Genomic DNA, 19,511 nt, shown 5'->3' with positions numbered 1-19,511 from the left:
AAATAAGGGCTGCACTATGCAGCCCTTATTTATTTTTGAGTCTTTAATTCAGAAAACCTAAATTTAAAAGTAAAAGATGGATGAAGATGCTTTAGCGCCTATGGCAGATGCTTTGAGCGCGACTTTGGCTGTATTTATTCTATTGATTTGTTTCTTCGTTATGGCTCAGGTTGATGCAGTTTCTAGACAAATTAAAGTCGAAAATGTGGGTACTCGTGCTCACATCATGGAAAGTCTAGAACTCAATTTTGACAAAATTCGCGACAACAATGGACAGTTTGTTTTTTATAACAGCTTTGCCCCAGAAAAAAATTTGGAAGCAATAAATAAAGTAATCAACAAGATTAAGAAGGAGTGTTTGGACTGCAAAGTACGCATTACATCTAATTACCCTGTTCACAATAGTTCGGAAGATAGAGCAATCAAAAGAGCAATGATTAATGCTTTGAAAATGGCATCAGTCGTAGCCGATAGTGGCTTGGATTACGAAATAAAACCAATAACAAAATTCAATTATTACTTTGTGGAACTGGAGGGATTAAGATAATGCATTTCATAGGATATTTAATATATGCAGCGGTGGTTGCTGCGTTTTTTTATGTAGATAAAGTACATGAACAAATAACAATGGCTTACGAACTGGCAACTGAGATTGTAATTGGTTGTTTAGTGATGGGAGTGTTGCCTCTCCTAGTTTTCTTTATTTTTCATGTTTCGAGAAAACGCGAACTTCAATACAAGCAAACTTTTGCAACAATTTCTGGAGCCTGTGCGTCAATAGTCGTGTCATTGGGTCTAATCGGAACGTTTGTGGGGTTAACGGACATGATCACACAAATCGCTGGCGCAGTAGGTGCTAAGGGAGGAAGTGTTGAAGAGCAAATCTCAGGAATCATGGTAGCTATCGGTAGTTCGCTTGATGCCATGGCCTTTGCGTTCTTGACGTCGGTTATGGGTGTAGCAGGTTCTGTAATTGTCTTAGCTTCAGGCGTTTGTTTCAGGGAGTATTTTGACCCTGATGATTCTAGTAATGGTGACGATATAGAGTTGGATTTTCAGGCTATGCAAAAACTGATTCAAGACAATAACCAAATAAAACTTTACATAAACAAGCTTATTGGCACTTCACTTGATAAGAATGAGGTCGCCTCCATAATTATCAACAACAGCAAACAAGTTGGTGAGCTTACTAAGTCAACAAAGAGGCTGTCGGATATTTATTCTGTAGAGATTGAAAGAGAAGAGGCTTTAAACGACCGTATGGATAGTCAAGATAAGGTAATTCAATCGATGATTAAGCAGCAGCAAGCTCAAGAAAAGGTTCTGTCCAAGCTAATTAAGGCGACAGAGGCTAATACCAAGGCAACTGAAAAATTAATAAAGTATCATAAGTAGATGCATTTATAGATTCATAAGGCCACTTCGAGAGAAGTGGCTTTTTATTTTGTGCCTCATAATCAACAAAAATCTATGCAACTAAGCAAATTCGATTTTTTATTTCTCTGTTTATTTACTATGCTTGGGGCAAATTTAAATAGATATACATGAAGCTAAAATACCTACCACTTGCGCTTACTATGGCGCTGAGCACATCAAATGTGTACGCACTATCGATAAACGAGTTTGTCGATAGTTCTCTTGAAGCATCACCTAAAATAAAAGCCCTTCAAAGCGCTCACGAGGCAGATCTTGAGGCAATTAAGGAGCAAGAAAACTTCTACCACCCATCGCTTAAGTATGAGTTAGATAATAAGATTAATGTAGAGAATCGCTCGGAAGCTCGCGATAGTACGTTAACTCTTCGTTCCAATATTCTTCAAGGTAATCGCTCTGACATTCTTGATAGTCTTCATTCAAAAGCTGACATATCTAAACTGGCGATTGAAACAGAGGCAAGCAACATGCGTGCACAGATTATGTCTTCTGTATACAAAGTTGCACTCTATGAGCACTTGATTAAAGAAGGTGAGCGCATAATCGATCGCGCAAACAAGATAAATGCAGATATCAGCAATAAGGTTGATGGTGGTCTGGCTAAAACTTCAGATTCAACGACCTCAATGGTTCTTCTGAAGGAAATGGAGTCTTCAATCTTGGCAATTAAATTGAAAATTGACCAACTGAAAATTGACTTAGAGAAAACAACAGGTCGCCCGTACCCTACAGATTTAGAAGTCGAGTTGAAAGAAATTGTTAGTTTTATGGCTCAACATCCTGTGCTTTCAGTAGACAAAAACAAATCACTAATGAAGAAACAACTGGAGGCTAAGGTCGCTCGCTTCAATCTTGATGCAGCAGACAACTGGTACAAACTTGATGCTTACGCGAAATCAGAGTTCCAAGAGTACAACTTCAGTAATGCAAATACTGAAGTTGGCTTGCAGTTGACTATCGATTTAGTGAATCCGAGCAATTACTGGAAGGAGCGCCAGAATGTCCACAGATACGATTCTGAGCGCTATATGCTAGAGCAAATGACAAGAGATACTCAATTGGGTCTAGAGGCTCAAATGAACATCCTGAACAGCAATAAGGCGTTATGGGATTCTCTTGTTGAATCTTTAGATTACAAGAAAAGTTTGATCAAAGAGCGTGGTGATGAATATGAGATTAACTTAACTAGTTTGTACGAGTTAATTCAGTCTTGGAGTTCTTACTATGCAACGGTTCAACAAAAAACTGATACAGAGGCGACACTGGTGGACACAATGATCTCTGTACAAGTAATGACAGGAGAACTATGAGGAATCCAAGAACAGAGTTTCTTTGTTCTGTAATTGCTTTAGTAGGGTTCGGTGTAGGACTTAACCTTGCTCAAATCGAGCTTGTTTCGCCAGCTAATGGTTATATTGATGGGGATGCCAACAACATCCTCATTAAGTCACCGATGGTTGGGAATGTAAGTAAGGTGTTTGTTAGTGCGGGTACGGCGGTAGAGCCGGGGACTCCACTAATTGCATTTGATAACCAAGATATAATCTTTAGGACTAAGAGCCTTACAGATAATAAAGCATCTTTAGAACACAGTATAAAAGTAGATAAAGGCGAGATCTGCTATCTCACATACTTGATGAATGTGCTCGAAAGGGAAGATATTTCTTTGTTGCCTAATGGATTAACAGAATGTGGAGTTAAATCCTTGGGTGACCCGCTAGCACTTGGGGTGGCTAAAAGCTTTGAGTGGAAAGTTGCTGACTACTTTGAGTATAAGGAAAGTATCGAAAAGCTGATAGCGGCGAAGAATGTTGAAGAAAAAATTCTCGATAAGAGTTTAAGAATACTTGAGAGTAAAGTTGATAGGCTAGAGAAGCATAATGCCACAAAGCTACAAATTGACGATACGTTACGAGAACTAAATAGTCTTTCTCAACGTAAAAACGAGTACCAGTCAGAAGGGACGCGTCTATCGATCGATATTTCAAACAAAAAGAATGTCATCTATACAGAGATCAGTAATCGCTTAGTGACAACAACAGAAAAGGTGGTTAAGTCTGAAGATGATTTGTCTGTAACCAACTACGAGCTTGAATTGAGTAAATTGAAAATTGCTCGCTCTACGATCCACTCCCCGATTTCAGGTGTTGTTTTGAACGTCGAGGAGAATGTTGGTGAAGACTATTGGTTGGAAGAGTCTGAGAAAGTAATGATTCTTAAAAAGAATGACTCAAACATCGTCGTTAATGCGAGATTTGATACAAAGTATCGCTCAAACATAGCGAACGGAATGAAGGTTAGGATTCAGCCGAGTCTTGCCTCTTCACGTGCAGTGGTCGAAGGAAAGATAGTCCATATTAGCGAGGACTCGTTCAAGGACGATACTAGAGAAGGGGAGAAAAGATATTACAAAGTTAAGATCACTCCCGATAATAAAAATCTGAACTTAGACGAGGGCACTGAGGTTAGGGTATACGGTGTTGGCTGGACAGTTAGCCTATGGGACTACCTGAAAAGTGTGTTTGTTAAGAACGGAGCCAAATTTGAACCATATAACTAATGCTTGGATTTGTAGCTGTATTAGCATCAGCGTTGTTGGGAATTGTGTTGATATTTGTGACCCTTCTGGTGTCATTCATTCAGGCTCAATTGGCACCAACAGCAGGTAAGTACCAATTAGAAAATGACTCGGGTCTGCTGTTTCCGATAGAATCTTACCTTCTGACGGATGAGATTATAAACAAGACAATCGATAGATATATCGAGCGTCGGGGTAACCATGACATTAGCCTTGGAACAACGTGTAGATATGGAGAGCGTCTAGATAAGTTTACCGCTGAAAGGTACACAGCATACAACTTTGTATACCTGACAAAATTTGAAGATGCTGAAGAACATATTAAACACTCAAAAGCCACTGCTCCTACTAAAACTCATGAAAGCAGTCGCTGCTATATCTTGATCACAAAGTACGACCCAAGTGATACAGATAGCGCGATTATTAAATTTAAACACTAGAAATGAAGAGTTCTAACCCAAACAAAGTTGTTAACCAGTATCTAAAGGTCAACTCCTTATTTGATCGAATAGGCCAGTACAAAGGTGGCTCTTTAAAGGATATCTTAGAGAAGAATGTAAGCGACAATGAACATTTGCTTCTGAAGCATACCGTTATCGAGTTTCCCTATGATACTAGGTCTTATATACCACCCACTTTTGTTGCTGAAATAGGGGAAGAGTATTTCCTTGTCTCATATGCTGGAGGAAAGTTTTATTACTCAAACGGCATTGAGTTTGACAACATTTCAGAGGCAAGGTGTTTTTACATTAAACGCAGCACTAGATACTTAAACTCAGAGAGAATTGTTGGCACCCTGTTGAGAAGAACTCCTAGAGTGTCTCTTGTGCTTCTATGTCTAGTTTTCTTTGTAATGGCATCTCCTACATACTCAAACCTTTTTAATTCTCGATTGGTGCATGGGGAGTCCGTATCCTCATTGTTGTTTATATCGGGCATTTTTGTCGTCATTTTCATGATCGAGTATGTGATGAAAAAGTCGATAATGACTGAGGTTAATAGAAAAATAGAGTACGAGACTAAAGCTTCTGAGTACTTCTTTTTTGATGTTGTATCTAAAACCACAACCAAGGACGCGATAGTTCAGTGGAAGACTGCGACTGAATCTGTACTTCAAATATGGAGACATGTCGGCCATGTAATGCTCGATGTCTTAACAGTCATCCTAATCATGGTAGCATTTACATTTCTACTAGGCGTTTATGCCGTTTTCCCAATTACAGTGTATTTCTTGCTTGCAGGTGTAGCCCTTAAGACAAAGTTTGACGCTTATAGAAAGATACTTGCAATGAACCAAATGAACGATCAAAAGCTGACATACTTAATAGGGATGAATCGTTCACGAAGGTTTTTCGGGCTTCTTAATTTTGACATGATTAGAGATAAATGGCGTTCGATGACAGATGAAGTTTCAAGATTTAACGAAAGCATAATGAATCACGAGGAGACTGCATCGGGCGTACTAAAGCTATTCACTTCAACATCGATCGTAATCATCTTCATTGCAGCTTATTTCGCGATACGGGGTGGCTCACTAGAGCAATCGTCGGTTATTGCCTTGATGCTATTAAACGGACGTTGTGCTTCTGGTATCTCAGCCGCTTGTAACCGAATCTATCAGATATTCGTTGCGAAAAGTAAAATGGATGGCGCTGTACAGTCACTTCATCAAGACGATTTGCTGATGAGTTATAGAGGGACTAAATCGCTCAATGTACCTAATGATGGAGTAAATCGATTAGTCGTTAAAGATCTAGCGAAAGGGTATGACGACGACATTGCTTTTGAAGGAGTTAACTTTACTCTTAAATCTGGTGATAGCCTTTGTATAGTAGGGAAGGTTGGTAGTGGGAAAAGTTCTCTAATGAGAATTCTTGCAGGTATAGATACCCCTTCTAAAGGACATTCTTTGTTTAATGGGATATCTGTTTCTGAATACTCGGAAGAATTCGCGACGCGTGAACTGGCTTACTATTCCCCAGAGGACAAGTTCTTGAATGACTCTTTGTATTTCAATTTTGAAATTAAGTACGGCAAAGCGAACAAATCTATCTTTGATAATCTGAAATTCTTTGGGTGTAACTATGTAATGAGTCAAGAGGCAATGTATCAAGATAAAGCGGACTTGTTGAAAGTCTCAACAGGTCAGATGCAAAGGTTACTCATGGTGCGTTCTATAGGAGATAAACCTTCAATGATAATTATGGATGAACCGTGTTCAAATTTTTCTCCAGATGAGGCTAAAGGGTTTATGTCTCAGTTGAGAAGGAAGTTTCCTAAGGCGATTTTGATCTACGCAACGCACAGTCCTATTCTCATGCAGATGGCTGACAACATGCTTGATATGGACAGAGGTGAGGTAATCAAGAATGACAAGGCAAAAGTTCTGAGATCTCCTAATCCTTCTGTTTCAGTCACCTCAAAGCAGGCATAAAACAAAGCCCCTTATCGAAGGGGCTTTAATTTTTTTGGTGCTGGTGGATGTTTATTATCCTACAGACGAAAGAACTAATGCTTGGTAGCCACAGTAAAGTAAAACAAGTAGAACACCGAACGGCCTTGTTATTGACTTGCCTTTGCTATGGCAAAAGGCAACTAGTAGCAGAGAAAAAACAACCATCGCGGGTGTATCACGCATAATCGCCAGTTCATCAACAGCAGCATTCGACATGAAGGCTGGCACCGATAGAACAGCAAGTATGTTAAAAATGTTTGAGCCAATAACGTTGCCGATAGCCATATCAAACTGTTTCTTTCTTACGCTGGCAACTGACGCTGCTAACTCAGGTAAGCTGGTTCCAACAGCGATGATCGTTAGCCCAATAACAAGATCGGACATGCCGAAGAATTTGGCAATAACAACTGAAGACTCAACAATGTAGTTTGATGCAATTGGTAGTCCTACCAACCCAATAATGATGAAAAGAAATGCCTTTGCATTGCTCATTTCAGCAATATCTTGTTCATCTTCAACATTAGATACTGCCATACCTTTCTTGTATTGAATTTTTAGGAACAAGAGGAGGGTCGCGATAAGAACAATCCCTTCGATAATGTTGATTGACTCCGAGAAAACTAGTGCACAAACACCAACGAATGTCGAAAATAAAAAGAATGGAACTTCACTCACAGTCCCTTTGCTAATTTTAATCGGCACTACGATTGCCGTTATACCAAGAATCAGACCAATATTCGCAATGTTAGAGCCAAGTACATTACCAATTGCGGTATCACCCATGCCATTAAGTGCCGCCATTCCGGAAACAACAACTTCTGGAGCTGAAGATCCAAAGGCAATTATAGTCATTCCGATAACGAGTGGAGCTACGCCAAAATTTTTAGCCATAGCTGAAGCGCCGTCAACGAGTTTGTCAGCAGACACGATTAGCGCAATCATGCCTAGTATTAGAATTATGATAGATGTCAACATTGGTTTTTAATACCTGAAGAGTTATGAGTGGTCTAATGTAGCATTATTTATCAGAGTTACTTGTTTTAATGCAGAATAAAAAATACAGTTTTCTCAAAATACAATCGAATGCTTATCAACAAAACACATCTTACGCGCATTGCAGCACTAGCTGTAATGGCAAGCGCTTCTCTTTCAGCACATGCATACACACTCAAAGGTGATGCTGGTGAGGCGACAATCTATGGTCAAATCGGTATTGGTTATGACTCATTCAAAGTGCAAGAAGAAAAACGAACTGACGAAATTACTGTAACACGAAATTCAGAGATAGGATTGACGGGTACTATCGCCAATAATGCACCTATCGATGTTAAATTTGATCTTCGTTCGCGCTACAAGGGCACGGGCGGATTTGAGTTAGATCGATTAAATGCAACTTTTTCTACAGATATTGGTGATGTAGTTGTTGGTCGTGCTGCTAGTTCGTTTGATATGGTGACTCGCGATTTTGACAAGTTTGATGACCACTTCACTGAAGATTTTGAAGTTGGCGATGCGGTTCGAGATCACGAACGCTTATCCTTGAGTCGTACCTTTGACAATGGAATTTATGTTGCTGCTGATGTTGCTGCTGGAAACAGTCGTGCAAATGTAGGAGACATGGTGTCGGTGTCTACAAAAATTAACCTGTTGGAAAGCTTAGATTTTGCAGCAGGTTACGAATATGATGAAACCACATCTAAGTCTAAAGTTTTAAATACCGTTAAGCAGTACAAAACAGGCATGAATTACCAGTTCAACGATAAGTTCGATATGGGACTCATTGTTAACTATAAAGATTTTGCTAACAAAGAAGTTGAGCACCTAACCACATCTGTGACAGGTTCGTACCAGTATTCGGACAAATGGTCATTCAAAGTCGGCGTTGCATCAATCTACGAGTACGCTGATGTAGATCCATACCTAACTGTAGTAACTAGATTGGCAGCTGATTACCAGTACAGCAAGAACCTACGTGGATACATCGGTTTTGCACACAATGACCGTAGTGATCTAGATGGTGGAAAGAATGACTTTATGCATACACTAGGTATGATTTACGACTTCTAACTGCTTCCATCAAAATAGAATAAAAAAGACCAATGATTCTTGAATTATTGGTCTTTTTTTCGTCAAGTAAACTATCCCGAACCATTGTTCTTAGTTATAATGCCACAAGATTAATTTCGTCAAAACACTTAACGAATAAGGCGTAGGCATGGAACTCATTCAAAAAAGTGCCTCAGTAGGGTTGAATAGCATTCGTCGCCAAGCTGAGCAATTACTTGAATTACAGAGCCGTTTAACGAAAAGTGATGATTTTCACAAAGCTCTTGTTATTCTAACCACTCCTAAGCATCCAAACTCAAGGGTCATTATTTCTGGCATCGGAAAGTCTGGGTTGATAGGTAGTAAAATTGCAGCAACTTTGTCGAGCACAGGTACAAACGCAATGTTTGTACACTCAACAGAAGCATTCCATGGTGACTTAGGTATGATTCGTGAGGATGATGTTGTTCTATTAATCTCAAACTCTGGAGAAACAGATGAAGTAATCAAGTTACTCCCGATTATGAAAAAGTGGGGGAACCGTATTGTTTCTATTTGTGGTAACCCGAAATCAACACTAGCTACTCACGCAGACGTAAACTTGAACATCAACGTTGGTGAGGAGGTATGCCCTAACAACTTGGCACCAACTAGTTCTACCACTGCGACTTTGGTGTTGGGTGATGCACTTGCGTGCGCTCTTGTTGATTTCAATCACTTCGAGCCTGTCGATTTTGCAAAATACCATCCGGGAGGGTCACTCGGTAGACGACTACTTCAAAAGGTGTCTGATGTGATGAGGAGTGGAGGACAGCTAGCTTATGTTTCTCCAGACATGTCTATTATGCACACATCTCTTGAGATGACACGCAAACTGATAGGATGCGCTCTGGTAGTCGATGAGAACAAGAATTTGCTTGGTTTAATATCAGATGGTGACCTTCGTAGAGCATGTGTCCAACAAGGTGGTCATTTAAAGACTGATGGTACAGCAAGTGACTGCATGACTCAGAACCCCGTGATGATTGATGAAGATGCTTCACTTGTTTGTGCGTCAGAGTTAATGAAAGAGCGTAAAGTTAAGTTCTTGGTTGTAAAAACTACAACTGGTTATGGTGTGGTTGAGCATTTAGATGTTGTTTAAGGCTCAATTTAAAAAGCGAACACCATTTGAAGATTTTATTGAAGTTTCAAAGCGGTTGTTTCTAAGAGACTGTGCGCAGAAATTCGGCGAGTATAAGCTAGGTGTTCTATGGGCTCTTGTTGAGCCTATAGTTCACATACTTACTTTTACGCTGATGCTTAGTCGCTCGGCGCAAACTCATGATGACTTAATACACATACCGATGTTTGTTATGTCTGGCTTAATTCCTTTTTTGTTGTTCAGAAATACAATAAAGGGGGTTATGACTGCGTGTAAAACCAACAAAGCTGCCTTCTTCTTTCCAAAGGTTAAGCCTTTACATGCTGTAGCATCAAAGGTTTGGTTTGAATGCTTTGTTTACACATTAAGCTTTGTGGTTATATTTTCAACGCTACAGTATTTTTCATATGCACCGGATGAACCTCTTAATGCAGTAATGCTTCTAGGGGCAGTACTGTTCATTATAGCCATAGGCTTAGGTTTAGGTCTTATAGCTATGGTGTTGAGAGAGTTTGTCCCTTCGATAGAAAAATGGATAAACATCCTTCTTAGACCTTTGTATTTTCTGAGTTCTATCTTTTATTCCGTTAGTGTAATTCCCAAGCAATACCATTTTGTTTTTGAATACAATCCTTGCGTTCATGTAATTGAATTCACTAGGCACGCGATGCTTGGGCAAGAGCCAGTTTTTGCTAGCTGGTTTTATTTAGGAGAGTTTGCTCTTCTAACAAACTTTGTTGGTTTCACCCTCTTTGCAATATACAAAGACAAGCTGAGGTCAAAATGATTCGACTCAATAAGATGACCAAGCATTACCGCTCTATCACAGGAAGAAAAAAGGTTATCTATAAGGAGCAAACAATTGATATACCGATGGATCGTGATGTAGCAGTTTTGGGGCGCAATGGCGCTGGTAAAAGCACGCTAATTCGACTCATTGGAGGTATCGAAAAGCCTTCAAGTGGGACAATAGATACGGAATTGTCAATTAGTTGGCCTTTAGGGTTAGGGACTGGTATTCAAGGGAAGTTAACTGGGCGTCAAAACACTGAGTTTGTATGTCGTGTTTACGGGATTGAAAACGTAGAAGAAGCTCATGCGTATGTTCAAGACTTCTCAGAGATTGGGCAAAATTATGATGAGATTGTTGCCAATTACTCTAGCGGAATGAAGTCTAAGCTAGCTTTTGGCATCAGCATCATGATCCGATTTGATGTTCTATTGCTTGATGAAGTTTTGTCTGTTGGTGATGCTCGGTTCAAGAAGAAATGTGAAACAGTTCTGAACGAACTTCGAGATGATGGTTCTCGCATCCTATTGGTCTCACATAGCGAACAGTCTGTTCGAAAGATGTGTCAAGCTGGATTGGTCGTAAATGATGGTCAGCTTGAATACATCGATGATATTGAGACTGCAATTAAAGTATTCAATGGAAACCTCCATGGTAAAAATTAAACAATTTGCAACCACTGCGAAGGGACAACTGACAATTGTGTTTTTGTTGTCGTTTGTGTTCTTCAGTTTTGTAGTGCCTAAAGAATTTACAAGTTCATCTGTTTTTCTTGTAAAGAGTTTGTCTGAGGAGCAAGCAGCTCCTACGGGACTTGAGTTAATTAATTCAACCATCCCGACAAATACAACTACTCCTGTAATTCAGGCGTATGTAGAAAGCCCATCGTTAGCTAAGAAGTTAAATCAGGATCTGGATTTCTTTTCACATATCAAGTCAGGACAAGGTTTGGTTAGCTATTTTCTTTACCGTTCAGGTTTAGATGAATACTTTGAGAAGACAACAAACTTCATTGAATTGACAACTGGTATGTCTGACGATGTGCTTATCTTAAATACCACTGCTTTCTCCCCACAAATGGCGTTTGATGTGAACTTAAAATCAATGGAGGCGATTGAAGCTTTGGTTGAGCGAGTTAATGAGGAGAAAGTGGGTGCTAGGCTAGTCAACGCCGAAAAAATCGTGACTGAAACTCAAGAAGAACTTACGCAAGCTAACGTCGCTTTGGATGCGTATAGAAGCAAACACAATGTTATCAGTCCTGCGGTTGATGTAGAGCTTTCAAGAAAGCACGTTGCTTCGCTGGAAAGTGAGTTGGTTTTAACAAAGGCTGCCCTAGCTGAAAAGCTTGAATATTTGAACCCTACTGCTGTAGAGATTAAGCAGTTGAATGGGAAAATTGTGGCATTACAATCCAGAATTGAATCAGAAAATAGTAGCTTGGTTGGGTTGGCTGCATCTCATGAATACATCGAACTCCAGTTCGATGTAGACATGGCAACCAAGGCGAATCAGATGGCTGTTGCATCGCTTGAACAACTGCGTGTGGAATCGATAAAAAGCACTGTGACAATTGTTCAAATTTCTGAATCAACAAAACCAACGAAAGCAACGTACCCGAGCGTTTTATTCCACTCTATCAATTTAACTGTCATTGCAATGGTGTTAATTGCACTCTTCAAGATGGTTCGCGAACAAGTATTTGAGAGAAAGAAAAAATGAAAAATAAGCTTAATGCGATCCTATTAGGGTCATTTCTTGTAACTGCTTCAAGTTTTGCAAATGCCTCACATGTTAACGAATCGGCCAAACAAGAAGAGATCCAAGCACCCGAGAGTAAATTGATAGGCGAAAGAAGCGTTAACGGCACCCGTTTTGGACAGTCACTGTTTGAGGGGAACTTCAATCAGAAAGCATTTATGGCAGTGCACAGCGACTATGTTTTAAACATTGGTGATGAGGTGGGAGTTAATATTTGGGGCGCTTTTGAGTGGTCGCAGAATCTAATCGTAGATAAGCAAGGTTCAGTTTTCATTCCCCATGTTGGCCCAGTTAACCTTGCAGGCATCAAAGCAGAGAATTTGAACGCGACTTTGAAGAGTGCAATTTCAAAGGTCTACACAAAGAATGTTGACGTGTATGCAACACTCTCGGTCTCAACACCAGTTCAAGTTTTTGTATCTGGTCACGTTAATAAGCCGGGTATGTACAACGGCGCTTCGGGTGACTCTATCTTGTCATTTATTGACTCTGCAAGTGGTATCAATGACTCAAGAGGTTCATATTTAGACATTTCCCTGAAGCGCTCAGGAAAAGAAATTGAGCATTTTAATCTCTACGATTTCTTACTGAAAGGCGAGATTCCATTCCGTCAATTACGTTCTGGCGATGTAATTCATGTAGGTTCCAAGAAGTCTGAAGTTTCCATTACAGGTAATGACGGGAATGTAAGAGTGGAAGTTGCGAAGAAAGTGACGTTAGGTTCTCTAATGCCTTTAGTTCCGCCGCAAAAACTTGATAGCCATGTGCGGATTGAGAGTGTAGATGCTGATAATTACTCAGTCTTATATCTTCCAATTAAAGAGGCTCAAAATGTCTTTGTTGGGCAAGGGGATTCAGTAACCTACATTTCAGACCTGCAAGTTCAAAGTATTGGTGTGCGAGTTGAAGGTGAACATGACTCACAACGTGAAAGGGTTTTAAAACCAAATACGACTCTAGGCGAACTTGTCGACGAAATCAGCCTTAACGAATTTTCTTCAGTTAGTGACATTCAATTATTCCGTGAATCTGAGAAAATCAAACAAAAAGAGTTGTTTAATCAATCTCTTGATGCACTTGAGAAGAGTGTTATGACGGCGAGGAGTGGAACGATTGAAGGTGCTAAATTGCGTTCAGAAGAAGCTTCGTTAATTTTGGGATGGGTAGATAAAGCCAGATTGATGGAGCCACATGGTCAGGTTGTGTTGTCTGGCGATACTTGGCGTGATGTAGTTCTGGAGACAGGGGATGTAGTACGTATTCCTCGCAAGACAAACATTATCTCTGTTAGTGGTGAGGTTCTATTCCCAAGAGCAATCACTAAGACCGAGGATGGGACAGTTATGCAGTACATTGATAGTGCTGGTGGATTGTCGCAAGACGCTAACACATCGAGAGTTCTAGTGATGAAGCCATCGGGTCATTTTCAATCGGTTGACATTGACTCACGCAGTGGCAAAAGGTTTGAGCCACAAGTTGGTGATGTGATCATGGTTTTACCTGACGTGAAAAGCAAGGATATGCAGTTCACTAAAGACATTACTCAAATCATCTATCAGATTGCAATTGCAACATCTGTTGTTCTAGGTATTTAGCAGCTAAATACAAACTTTTTGTATATTACCGTCGCAACAGCGGCGGTTTGCTACCCCTAGTAGCAAATTCGTGTGGTATTATTACAAAAAACATATCAAGCGAATGCCTCATGAGTACAAAGAGCTTAAAGTCTTGTGCTATGAAATGTCTGTCTTTTATTGAAAAGTTTGACAGTTCAAACGCCAAGCGACTTATCCAAAAAAACACTACATTTTCAGTCCCACGCGAAGAATTGCTAACTAATGGTAAAAGAACGATCGTCGGCGTTCGAATCTCTGACTGGAAGAGGGATTTTTTAATTAAAGTTTACCCAGAGTTTAATTGGGTGTTTTTAGGCTTTAAGGTGAAGGTTGAATCGATGGAGCCTTTGATTCAAGAGCTAAGCGACCCTGTGTTTGTTTTTTGGGGCTACAATGAGTTTGAATGTTGCCACAATTATGTCAAATCAAAAGGGTACGATGTATGGCGAATGGAGGATGGTTTCCTTAGAAGTATTGGTTTAGGGGCTAACCATAACCTCCCTATGTCTCTTGTGATAGACAAAACAGGGACTCTGTACTTTGATCCTAGAAAGGAATCGGGGTTGGAGAAACTAATAGTTGAAGGTGAGTTGAGTTCTTCCGAGCTAATTAAGGCTAAAGAACTTATTTCGCAAATTACGGATTGCGGAATAAGTAAGTACAACACTTGTGATCCTGAGTGTGGCAAATCTTATTACAACTCCTTTGCCCCTAAGGCAGATGGTCAAAAGCGTATTCTTGTGATAGGTCAGGTAGAGGACGATGCTTCCATAGTGCTAGGTGGTTGTGGTCATTCGAACGGATCTCTAGTTTATGAAGCGAGGCTTCGAAATCCCGATGCTCAAATTTTCTTCAAGCCGCATCCAGACGTTTTGGCTGGTAAGCGCAAGATAGAAACTCCGCTTTCTCAAATAGAAAATGTTGCGCACATCATTGACAATAACATGTCGCTATCCTCATCGTTTGAATCTATCGATGAAGTGTATGTAATTAGCTCTCTTGCTGGGTTTGAGGCTTTGTTACATAAAATCCCAGTAACAGTCCTTGGTCAGCCTTTTTATGCTGGTTGGGGTTTGACGAATGATGTAAACCCAATTGAGCGAAGAGAGCGCAATCAGTCAAAGTTACCAGAATCTCCGGATGAGCGATTAAATCATCTTTTTGGTATGGCTTACATCAAATATCCAGACTATTTCAACACACTAACTCAAACCAAATCAGGTGTAGATGAAACTACCTTGGCGTTGAAGATTGCAGTTAAGTTGAGAAATGAAAGGTTTGCTCGAACAGTCAAAAAGAACACTCTATCCAGTCAGGTGTTATTGAACTCATGAAGAAAGTAATTGTAATCCCAGCTCGGTATGGTTCGAGTAGACTTGAGGGTAAGCCCTTGCTGCCAATAGATGGTATCCCAATGGTTGTAAGAGTTGCTCAACAAGCAATAAAGGCAACAGGTAATAATGCGAGAGTTGTTGTTGCAACAGACGATATTAGAATTGCAGAGGTTTGCAAAGATTACGCAATCGACTCAATCATGACATCAAAAGAGCATGAGTCTGGAACAGACCGTGTTATTGAGGTTTACGAGACTCTCTCAAAGAATAAGTTCGTAGGTGAAAGCGATTTGGTTATCAATGTTCAAGGTGATGAACCACAGATACCAGTCGAGTTTTTGAAAAACTTCATTGAGTACTGTGAGTCTACTGATGCTGATATGTACACGTCAGCAACAAGGGTTTGTAATAAAGAGTCACTGGTTAACCCAAACGTGGTGAAGGTCGTCATAAGAAAAGACGGTCGCGCACTATACTTCTCAAGAGCACCCATTTGTTTAGGCAGAAAAAGTCTTGATGAACTAATTATGAATAATGCTCATTTAAGGCACATAGGGATTTATGCCTATCGTGGACACTTCCTAAAAGGGTGGAAGCAGTACGGTGCTTCAATCCTTGAAGAATCAGAGACATTAGAGCAACTTAGAGCGTTAGAGTATGGAGCTGAAATTAAGGTTCAGGTAGTTGATTCGGCTCCGCCACATGGTGTCGACACTTATGACGATTACATCAGAGTGTGCGATGATTTTGAGAGAATGCGCAAATTATGTTCTTGAGGCAGCACCCTAGCATCTTGAAGACACCTTATGTGGATATTCATTTTAGCGCGAGACAAAAGAGCATAGACTCGGTTGTTGGTTGGGGATTAAAGCCACTAAGTAAGTTCTTAAAATTGGTCGCAAGCTTAACTCGTTCTGAATACCTAACTGCTGAAGATGGGTTTCTGTGCTACCTAGGGCATCCATGTAAGGGGGCGTCTAGAATGGGTCTGATACTTGATTCTTCAGGCATTTATTATGACTCAAGAAATCCATCGGATTTGGAGGCGTATGTGATTCAACGATCACAAAGCCACATTATTGAATCCGACCTTAAGGTTGTTCGTAGTTACATCAAATGCCTCGTCGATAATGGGGTAGGGAAATACTTCGAAAGAAGAGGGGGTTCCTCGGCTTCATCTGATTATAGTGGTTGTGTAGTTTTGGTTGAGCAGATATTTGGCGATTGCTCAATGAAATATGGTCAATGTTCAAATGTGACCGCAGATGAAGTGATTCGTTATGCTCTAAAGCTTGCAGACGGAAGACCTGTGCTATTTAAAAATCATCCCGACCTAGTTAATGAAAAAAAAGGGAAGGTGGGATTTTTTAGTAAAGCGTCCAAGTCGCTTTTGGAAAAACTCGTTTATTTAGACCCGTGCGTTAAAAATAACGATGTTTTGGCCTTGGCAAGTGACGTTGTCACACTCACGTCGCAATTCGGGTTTGAGGCTTTATTGGCAAGAAAAAATGTCCACTGTTTTGGGCAGCCATTCTATTCAGGATGGGGGTTGACAGTGGATGTTCATGAAAGCGAAAAACTTGTCGACCGCCGTGGCAGTATTTGCCAACCTACTTTAGAAGATCTCTTCTTGGCGGCTTATTCTGACTACACAACTTATGTATCACCAAAAACTGGTAAGCAAATAAAACTGAACGAAATGCTGAAAATTCTTACGGGTCAAGAAATGCCAACTTGTGGTGCCATTTAAAGTGAATGGAATGTCAATTTCAGTATTAAATTGAAGTTCTACTTTCTTCACAATGATCAAATAAAGAATAGCGGCTGTGTTAGTGTGGCACTATAACTAAATAATTAGCTAATTATGAACACAAAAGAAAAAATTTGTCTATTGCAGGGCGCTTTTAGTCCACTTTTTACTTTCCTATCAGATGAACTAACCAAGAATGGAGCAGAAGTTATAAGAGTTAACTTCTGTGCGGGTGACCGACTTTATTCACGTTATGACAAAACATCTAAGATCTACGACTACACAGACATGCCATGTGATTGGGCTGAGTACGTGAAGATGATATTTGTGACGGGCAAAGTTGATGTTGTTGTAGGTCATGGGGATTGCCACTTTTACAACGAAGTTGCTTTCGATGTAGCAAAGGAACTAGGTATAAAGGTTGTTGTTACGGAGGAAGGGTATCTGAGGCCGCATTACATCACCTGTGAAGAAGGTGGCGTAAATGCTAAGTCCCCTCTTATGAACGAAGACTTTTCTTTAGACATGGAACAGGAGAAGCTACCTACTTCTCGCCCAATGGAGGTTGCTGCCTCTTTTAAGGAGCGCAGTTTATGGTGTGCAAACTACTATTTTACTAATTGGTTATTTAAGGATGATTACCCTTTTTATAAGCATCGAAGAAAAGCATCGATCTGTAGTGAAATAAACGCTTGGTTAAAAACCGCGCTTATTACCCTTCGTTCAAAGGGGAAGTGCGACAAAGTTGTTAAGGAGCTTGTTGAGGAAAACAAAGAGTTTTACTTGGTTCCTCTTCAAGTTCAATGTGACAGTCAGATTATCAAGCACTCTGATTACGATGGAATAGAGAATTTTATCTCAGAGGTAATGGAGTCGTTTTCCAAGTATGCGTCTAAAGAGAGTGTTCTTGTTTTTAAGCATCACCCTTACTGTTTGGGGTTTAGCGATTACACACTTGTTCTTGAGTATTTTTGCAATAAGTATGACATCAAAGATCGAGTGATTTACTTAAAGGGCGGACACCTTCCAAGCCTTTTACGATCGGCTGAGGGTGTTATTACAGTTAACAGCACTGTGGGACTTAGTTCTTTGCATCACGGAGTACCAACGTACGTGGCAGGGCGAGCGTTTTTTAATCGAACTGAGTTAACACATCAAAGTGGCTTAGATAGTTTTTGGTCTGAAAAAAACCGCCCTGATAAAGCGGTTGTGAAGAATTTGTTTGCTAAAATTCATTCAAGAGCATTGTTAAATGCGAGCTTGTATTCAAACTTTGAGCATTCAGCAAAAGAAATTGCAAAAAAGATACTAGTTATCTCTAGCAAGTAATTCTTTGCTAGCAAGAGGTCGTATATTCTCAAACTCTACTTGGCATTGATCAAGAGAGAATGGATTACGACCTGTTACATAGAAAGTATTGCAACGGTACTCGAAAACAACAAATTCTCTTTTATTGTTCTCAACTAGTATTGCTGAATAATAGTGATTGTTTTTGAGTTTCATTATATATCCTCCATTAGATTTCCAAAGTTTCGTTTTTTTAGTTCCTTGTCAAAAACTGACTCGAAAAATGACAAGTAATAACTGTCTTTATAATATCCTCTGAAGTTATTTCTCATCTCATAAAGACTGTAATTTTTTAAAAGTCTTTCTCTGATCCATTCCGACATTAATACCTTGCATTTATTCTCAAAGTCTTCAAAGTGAACGCCAAGAATGGTTTTTGCTCTTTTAATTATATGGTCACCTTGTTTAGCTATCTCAAAATACTCTCGAACATCTATCGTTCTTAATCCTTCATCGCTAAGATATCTTGCTTTGAGAGAGTTGGCGCTATGACTAAATTTGTCTTTTTGAATTCTTTGTACGATCCCCTTATTTTCTGCAAAAAGAAGTGCAGCAAGTGCATATCGTCCACTTTTTGTTTCACAAAAAAAAGTAGAGATTCTGTCGTACAACTCATCTTCTGACTTGATTTCACCTCGTCTGAACTCTCTACGTAGAGCCTTTAGTTCTTTAACTGCCATATGAAATTCTCATTTTTGTTTTCTAATTAAAGGTTACAATATTGGTTGAAAAAAAACTTTCAGGATTATGAAAGATGGGAAGTTTGGGGTTTTTGTTTAATATACGTTCTTTTATTTAGTTTAGATGAGAATTTATTTCAACGTATGTAAATGAGTATTATGTAAAGTTAAGGTTTAAAGCACTCTGAAAATTAATTTAATACGTTTTGCTTTTTCTGTGTGAAGAGAAGCAGAATAAAAACAGAGTGCTTTTACAGCTAATTTATTTACACGGAATTAGAACAGAGACTCTTTGTAATCACTGAGTTCAGTGATTGCGTTTTCAGCTATTTTGTGGTGTTCAGCAATTTTCTTCTGATGTAGTTCAATGTACTCGATCAAGCAAGATTTATACGCGTCGACGTCGTTCTTGAATTGTTCGATGTTATCTGTGGTTACTTCGTAAGTGGGTTTATTACAATCATGTGTAGGCGGAACAAACTCAGCAGAAAATGAAGTGTTCGCGATGAATACGGATATGAGCAAAAAGCGCTTCATGAATACCTCTAAAAAAACAAAGGTGACTCGAATGGTCAC

19 protein-coding genes are annotated in these 19,511 nt (G+C 39.7%); 16 read left to right on the top strand and 3 right to left on the bottom strand.

Annotated features, from left to right (window positions below):
* Positions 1-76: 76 nt before the first annotated feature.
* From KJB35_RS05055 to KJB35_RS05030, 6 genes are all read left to right on the top strand, one after another.
* Complete coding sequence (locus tag KJB35_RS05055) at positions 77-547, top strand: hypothetical protein (RefSeq protein ID WP_285469414.1); 471 nt, start codon at positions 77-79, stop codon at positions 545-547.
* Complete coding sequence (locus KJB35_RS05050) at positions 547-1,395, top strand: hypothetical protein (protein ID WP_285469412.1); 849 nt, start codon at positions 547-549, stop codon at positions 1,393-1,395. The genes KJB35_RS05055 and KJB35_RS05050 overlap by 1 nt, the downstream gene beginning before the upstream one ends.
* Before the next feature lie 149 nt (positions 1,396-1,544).
* Entirely contained in the window at positions 1,545-2,744 is a 1,200-nt protein-coding gene (locus tag KJB35_RS05045; protein WP_285469411.1) for a TolC family protein, read from the top strand.
* Positions 2,741-3,994, top strand: a complete 1,254-nt coding sequence (locus tag KJB35_RS05040) for an HlyD family efflux transporter periplasmic adaptor subunit (RefSeq protein WP_285469410.1) — start codon at positions 2,741-2,743, stop codon at positions 3,992-3,994. Before KJB35_RS05045 ends, KJB35_RS05040 begins: the two co-directional genes overlap by 4 nt.
* Positions 3,994-4,452: a hypothetical protein gene (locus tag KJB35_RS05035; RefSeq protein WP_285469408.1), complete on the top strand. Its 459-nt coding sequence runs from the start codon at positions 3,994-3,996 to the stop codon at positions 4,450-4,452. Before KJB35_RS05040 ends, KJB35_RS05035 begins: the two co-directional genes overlap by 1 nt.
* 530 nt (positions 4,453-4,982) lie before the next feature.
* Complete coding sequence (locus KJB35_RS05030) at positions 4,983-6,446, top strand: ATP-binding cassette domain-containing protein (RefSeq protein WP_285469406.1); 1,464 nt, start codon at positions 4,983-4,985, stop codon at positions 6,444-6,446.
* A 54-nt stretch (positions 6,447-6,500) separates the two neighbouring features.
* Here the strand turns inward: KJB35_RS05030 and KJB35_RS05025 are convergent, their stop codons facing one another.
* Positions 6,501-7,442: a calcium/sodium antiporter gene (locus KJB35_RS05025; protein WP_285469404.1), complete on the bottom strand. Its 942-nt coding sequence runs from the start codon at positions 7,440-7,442 to the stop codon at positions 6,501-6,503.
* Positions 7,443-7,550: 108 nt separating this feature from the next.
* Between KJB35_RS05025 and KJB35_RS05020 the strand changes: the two genes are divergently transcribed.
* The 10 genes from KJB35_RS05020 (at position 7,551) to KJB35_RS04975 (ending at position 18,237) form a co-directional block, all read left to right on the top strand.
* Entirely contained in the window at positions 7,551-8,534 is a 984-nt protein-coding gene (locus tag KJB35_RS05020) for a porin (protein WP_285469403.1), read from the top strand.
* A gap of 148 nt (positions 8,535-8,682) precedes the next feature.
* Complete coding sequence (locus tag KJB35_RS05015) at positions 8,683-9,657, top strand: SIS domain-containing protein (RefSeq protein ID WP_285469402.1); 975 nt, start codon at positions 8,683-8,685, stop codon at positions 9,655-9,657.
* Entirely contained in the window at positions 9,647-10,444 is a 798-nt protein-coding gene (locus KJB35_RS05010) for an ABC transporter permease (RefSeq protein WP_285469401.1), read from the top strand. Before KJB35_RS05015 ends, KJB35_RS05010 begins: the two co-directional genes overlap by 11 nt.
* On the top strand, positions 10,441-11,112 hold the full coding sequence (locus tag KJB35_RS05005; RefSeq protein ID WP_285469400.1) for an ABC transporter ATP-binding protein: 672 nt from the start codon (positions 10,441-10,443) through the stop codon (positions 11,110-11,112). Before KJB35_RS05010 ends, KJB35_RS05005 begins: the two co-directional genes overlap by 4 nt.
* On the top strand, positions 11,099-12,169 hold the full coding sequence (locus KJB35_RS05000) for a hypothetical protein (RefSeq protein WP_285469399.1): 1,071 nt from the start codon (positions 11,099-11,101) through the stop codon (positions 12,167-12,169). Before KJB35_RS05005 ends, KJB35_RS05000 begins: the two co-directional genes overlap by 14 nt.
* Positions 12,166-13,803 carry a polysaccharide biosynthesis/export family protein gene (locus tag KJB35_RS04995; RefSeq protein WP_285469398.1) on the top strand — a complete coding sequence of 546 codons (1,638 nt, stop codon included), beginning with the start codon at positions 12,166-12,168 and terminating at the stop codon, positions 13,801-13,803. Before KJB35_RS05000 ends, KJB35_RS04995 begins: the two co-directional genes overlap by 4 nt.
* A gap of 140 nt (positions 13,804-13,943) precedes the next feature.
* Complete coding sequence (locus tag KJB35_RS04990; protein ID WP_285469397.1) at positions 13,944-15,158, top strand: hypothetical protein; 1,215 nt, start codon at positions 13,944-13,946, stop codon at positions 15,156-15,158.
* Positions 15,155-15,934 carry a 3-deoxy-manno-octulosonate cytidylyltransferase gene (gene kdsB, locus KJB35_RS04985; RefSeq protein ID WP_285469396.1) on the top strand — a complete coding sequence of 260 codons (780 nt, stop codon included), beginning with the start codon at positions 15,155-15,157 and terminating at the stop codon, positions 15,932-15,934. Before KJB35_RS04990 ends, kdsB begins: the two co-directional genes overlap by 4 nt.
* Complete coding sequence (locus KJB35_RS04980) at positions 15,925-16,908, top strand: hypothetical protein (protein ID WP_285469395.1); 984 nt, start codon at positions 15,925-15,927, stop codon at positions 16,906-16,908. The genes kdsB and KJB35_RS04980 overlap by 10 nt, the downstream gene beginning before the upstream one ends.
* Positions 16,909-17,022: 114 nt before the next feature.
* Entirely contained in the window at positions 17,023-18,237 is a 1,215-nt protein-coding gene (locus tag KJB35_RS04975) for a capsular biosynthesis protein (protein ID WP_285469394.1), read from the top strand.
* 173 nt (positions 18,238-18,410) lie between these two features.
* Here KJB35_RS04975 and KJB35_RS04970 read toward each other — a convergent pair whose 3' ends face one another.
* Entirely contained in the window at positions 18,411-18,935 is a 525-nt protein-coding gene (locus KJB35_RS04970; RefSeq protein ID WP_285469393.1) for a hypothetical protein, read from the bottom strand.
* A gap of 276 nt (positions 18,936-19,211) precedes the next feature.
* Positions 19,212-19,472, bottom strand: a complete 261-nt coding sequence (locus tag KJB35_RS04965) for a hypothetical protein (protein ID WP_285469392.1) — start codon at positions 19,470-19,472, stop codon at positions 19,212-19,214.
* Positions 19,473-19,511 lie beyond the last annotated feature (39 nt).

The sequence above is a fragment of the Vibrio sp. D431a genome, from assembly GCF_030248655.1.
Taxonomy (GTDB): domain Bacteria; phylum Pseudomonadota; class Gammaproteobacteria; order Enterobacterales; family Vibrionaceae; genus Vibrio; species Vibrio alginolyticus.
The sequence above is the reverse complement of the archived record's forward strand: the minus strand, read 5'-3'. Positions and strand labels throughout refer to the sequence as shown.

Bases quoted from the DNA above. Each gene is read 5' to 3' on its own strand.
- KJB35_RS04970 (WP_285469393.1), bottom strand. From the start codon at position 18,935: ATGGCAGTTAAAGAACTAAAGGCTCTACGTAGAGAGTTCAGACGAGGT.
- KJB35_RS04995 (WP_285469398.1), top strand. From the start codon at position 12,166: ATGAAAAATAAGCTTAATGCGATCCTATTAGGGTCATTTCTTGTAACT.
- KJB35_RS05010 (WP_285469401.1), top strand. From the start codon at position 9,647: ATGTTGTTTAAGGCTCAATTTAAAAAGCGAACACCATTTGAAGATTTT.
- KJB35_RS05040 (WP_285469410.1), top strand. From the start codon at position 2,741: ATGAGGAATCCAAGAACAGAGTTTCTTTGTTCTGTAATTGCTTTAGTA.
- kdsB (WP_285469396.1), top strand. From the start codon at position 15,155: ATGAAGAAAGTAATTGTAATCCCAGCTCGGTATGGTTCGAGTAGACTT.
- KJB35_RS05030 (WP_285469406.1), top strand. From the start codon at position 4,983: ATGAAAAAGTCGATAATGACTGAGGTTAATAGAAAAATAGAGTACGAG.
- KJB35_RS04975 (WP_285469394.1), top strand. From the start codon at position 17,023: ATGAACACAAAAGAAAAAATTTGTCTATTGCAGGGCGCTTTTAGTCCA.
- KJB35_RS05015 (WP_285469402.1), top strand. From the start codon at position 8,683: ATGGAACTCATTCAAAAAAGTGCCTCAGTAGGGTTGAATAGCATTCGT.
- KJB35_RS05025 (WP_285469404.1), bottom strand. From the start codon at position 7,442: ATGTTGACATCTATCATAATTCTAATACTAGGCATGATTGCGCTAATC.
- KJB35_RS04965 (WP_285469392.1), bottom strand. From the start codon at position 19,472: ATGAAGCGCTTTTTGCTCATATCCGTATTCATCGCGAACACTTCATTT.
- KJB35_RS05045 (WP_285469411.1), top strand. From the start codon at position 1,545: ATGAAGCTAAAATACCTACCACTTGCGCTTACTATGGCGCTGAGCACA.
- KJB35_RS04990 (WP_285469397.1), top strand. From the start codon at position 13,944: ATGAAATGTCTGTCTTTTATTGAAAAGTTTGACAGTTCAAACGCCAAG.
- KJB35_RS05050 (WP_285469412.1), top strand. From the start codon at position 547: ATGCATTTCATAGGATATTTAATATATGCAGCGGTGGTTGCTGCGTTT.
- KJB35_RS05020 (WP_285469403.1), top strand. From the start codon at position 7,551: ATGCTTATCAACAAAACACATCTTACGCGCATTGCAGCACTAGCTGTA.
- KJB35_RS05035 (WP_285469408.1), top strand. From the start codon at position 3,994: ATGCTTGGATTTGTAGCTGTATTAGCATCAGCGTTGTTGGGAATTGTG.
- KJB35_RS05055 (WP_285469414.1), top strand. From the start codon at position 77: ATGGATGAAGATGCTTTAGCGCCTATGGCAGATGCTTTGAGCGCGACT.
- KJB35_RS04980 (WP_285469395.1), top strand. From the start codon at position 15,925: ATGTTCTTGAGGCAGCACCCTAGCATCTTGAAGACACCTTATGTGGAT.
- KJB35_RS05000 (WP_285469399.1), top strand. From the start codon at position 11,099: ATGGTAAAAATTAAACAATTTGCAACCACTGCGAAGGGACAACTGACA.
- KJB35_RS05005 (WP_285469400.1), top strand. From the start codon at position 10,441: ATGATTCGACTCAATAAGATGACCAAGCATTACCGCTCTATCACAGGA.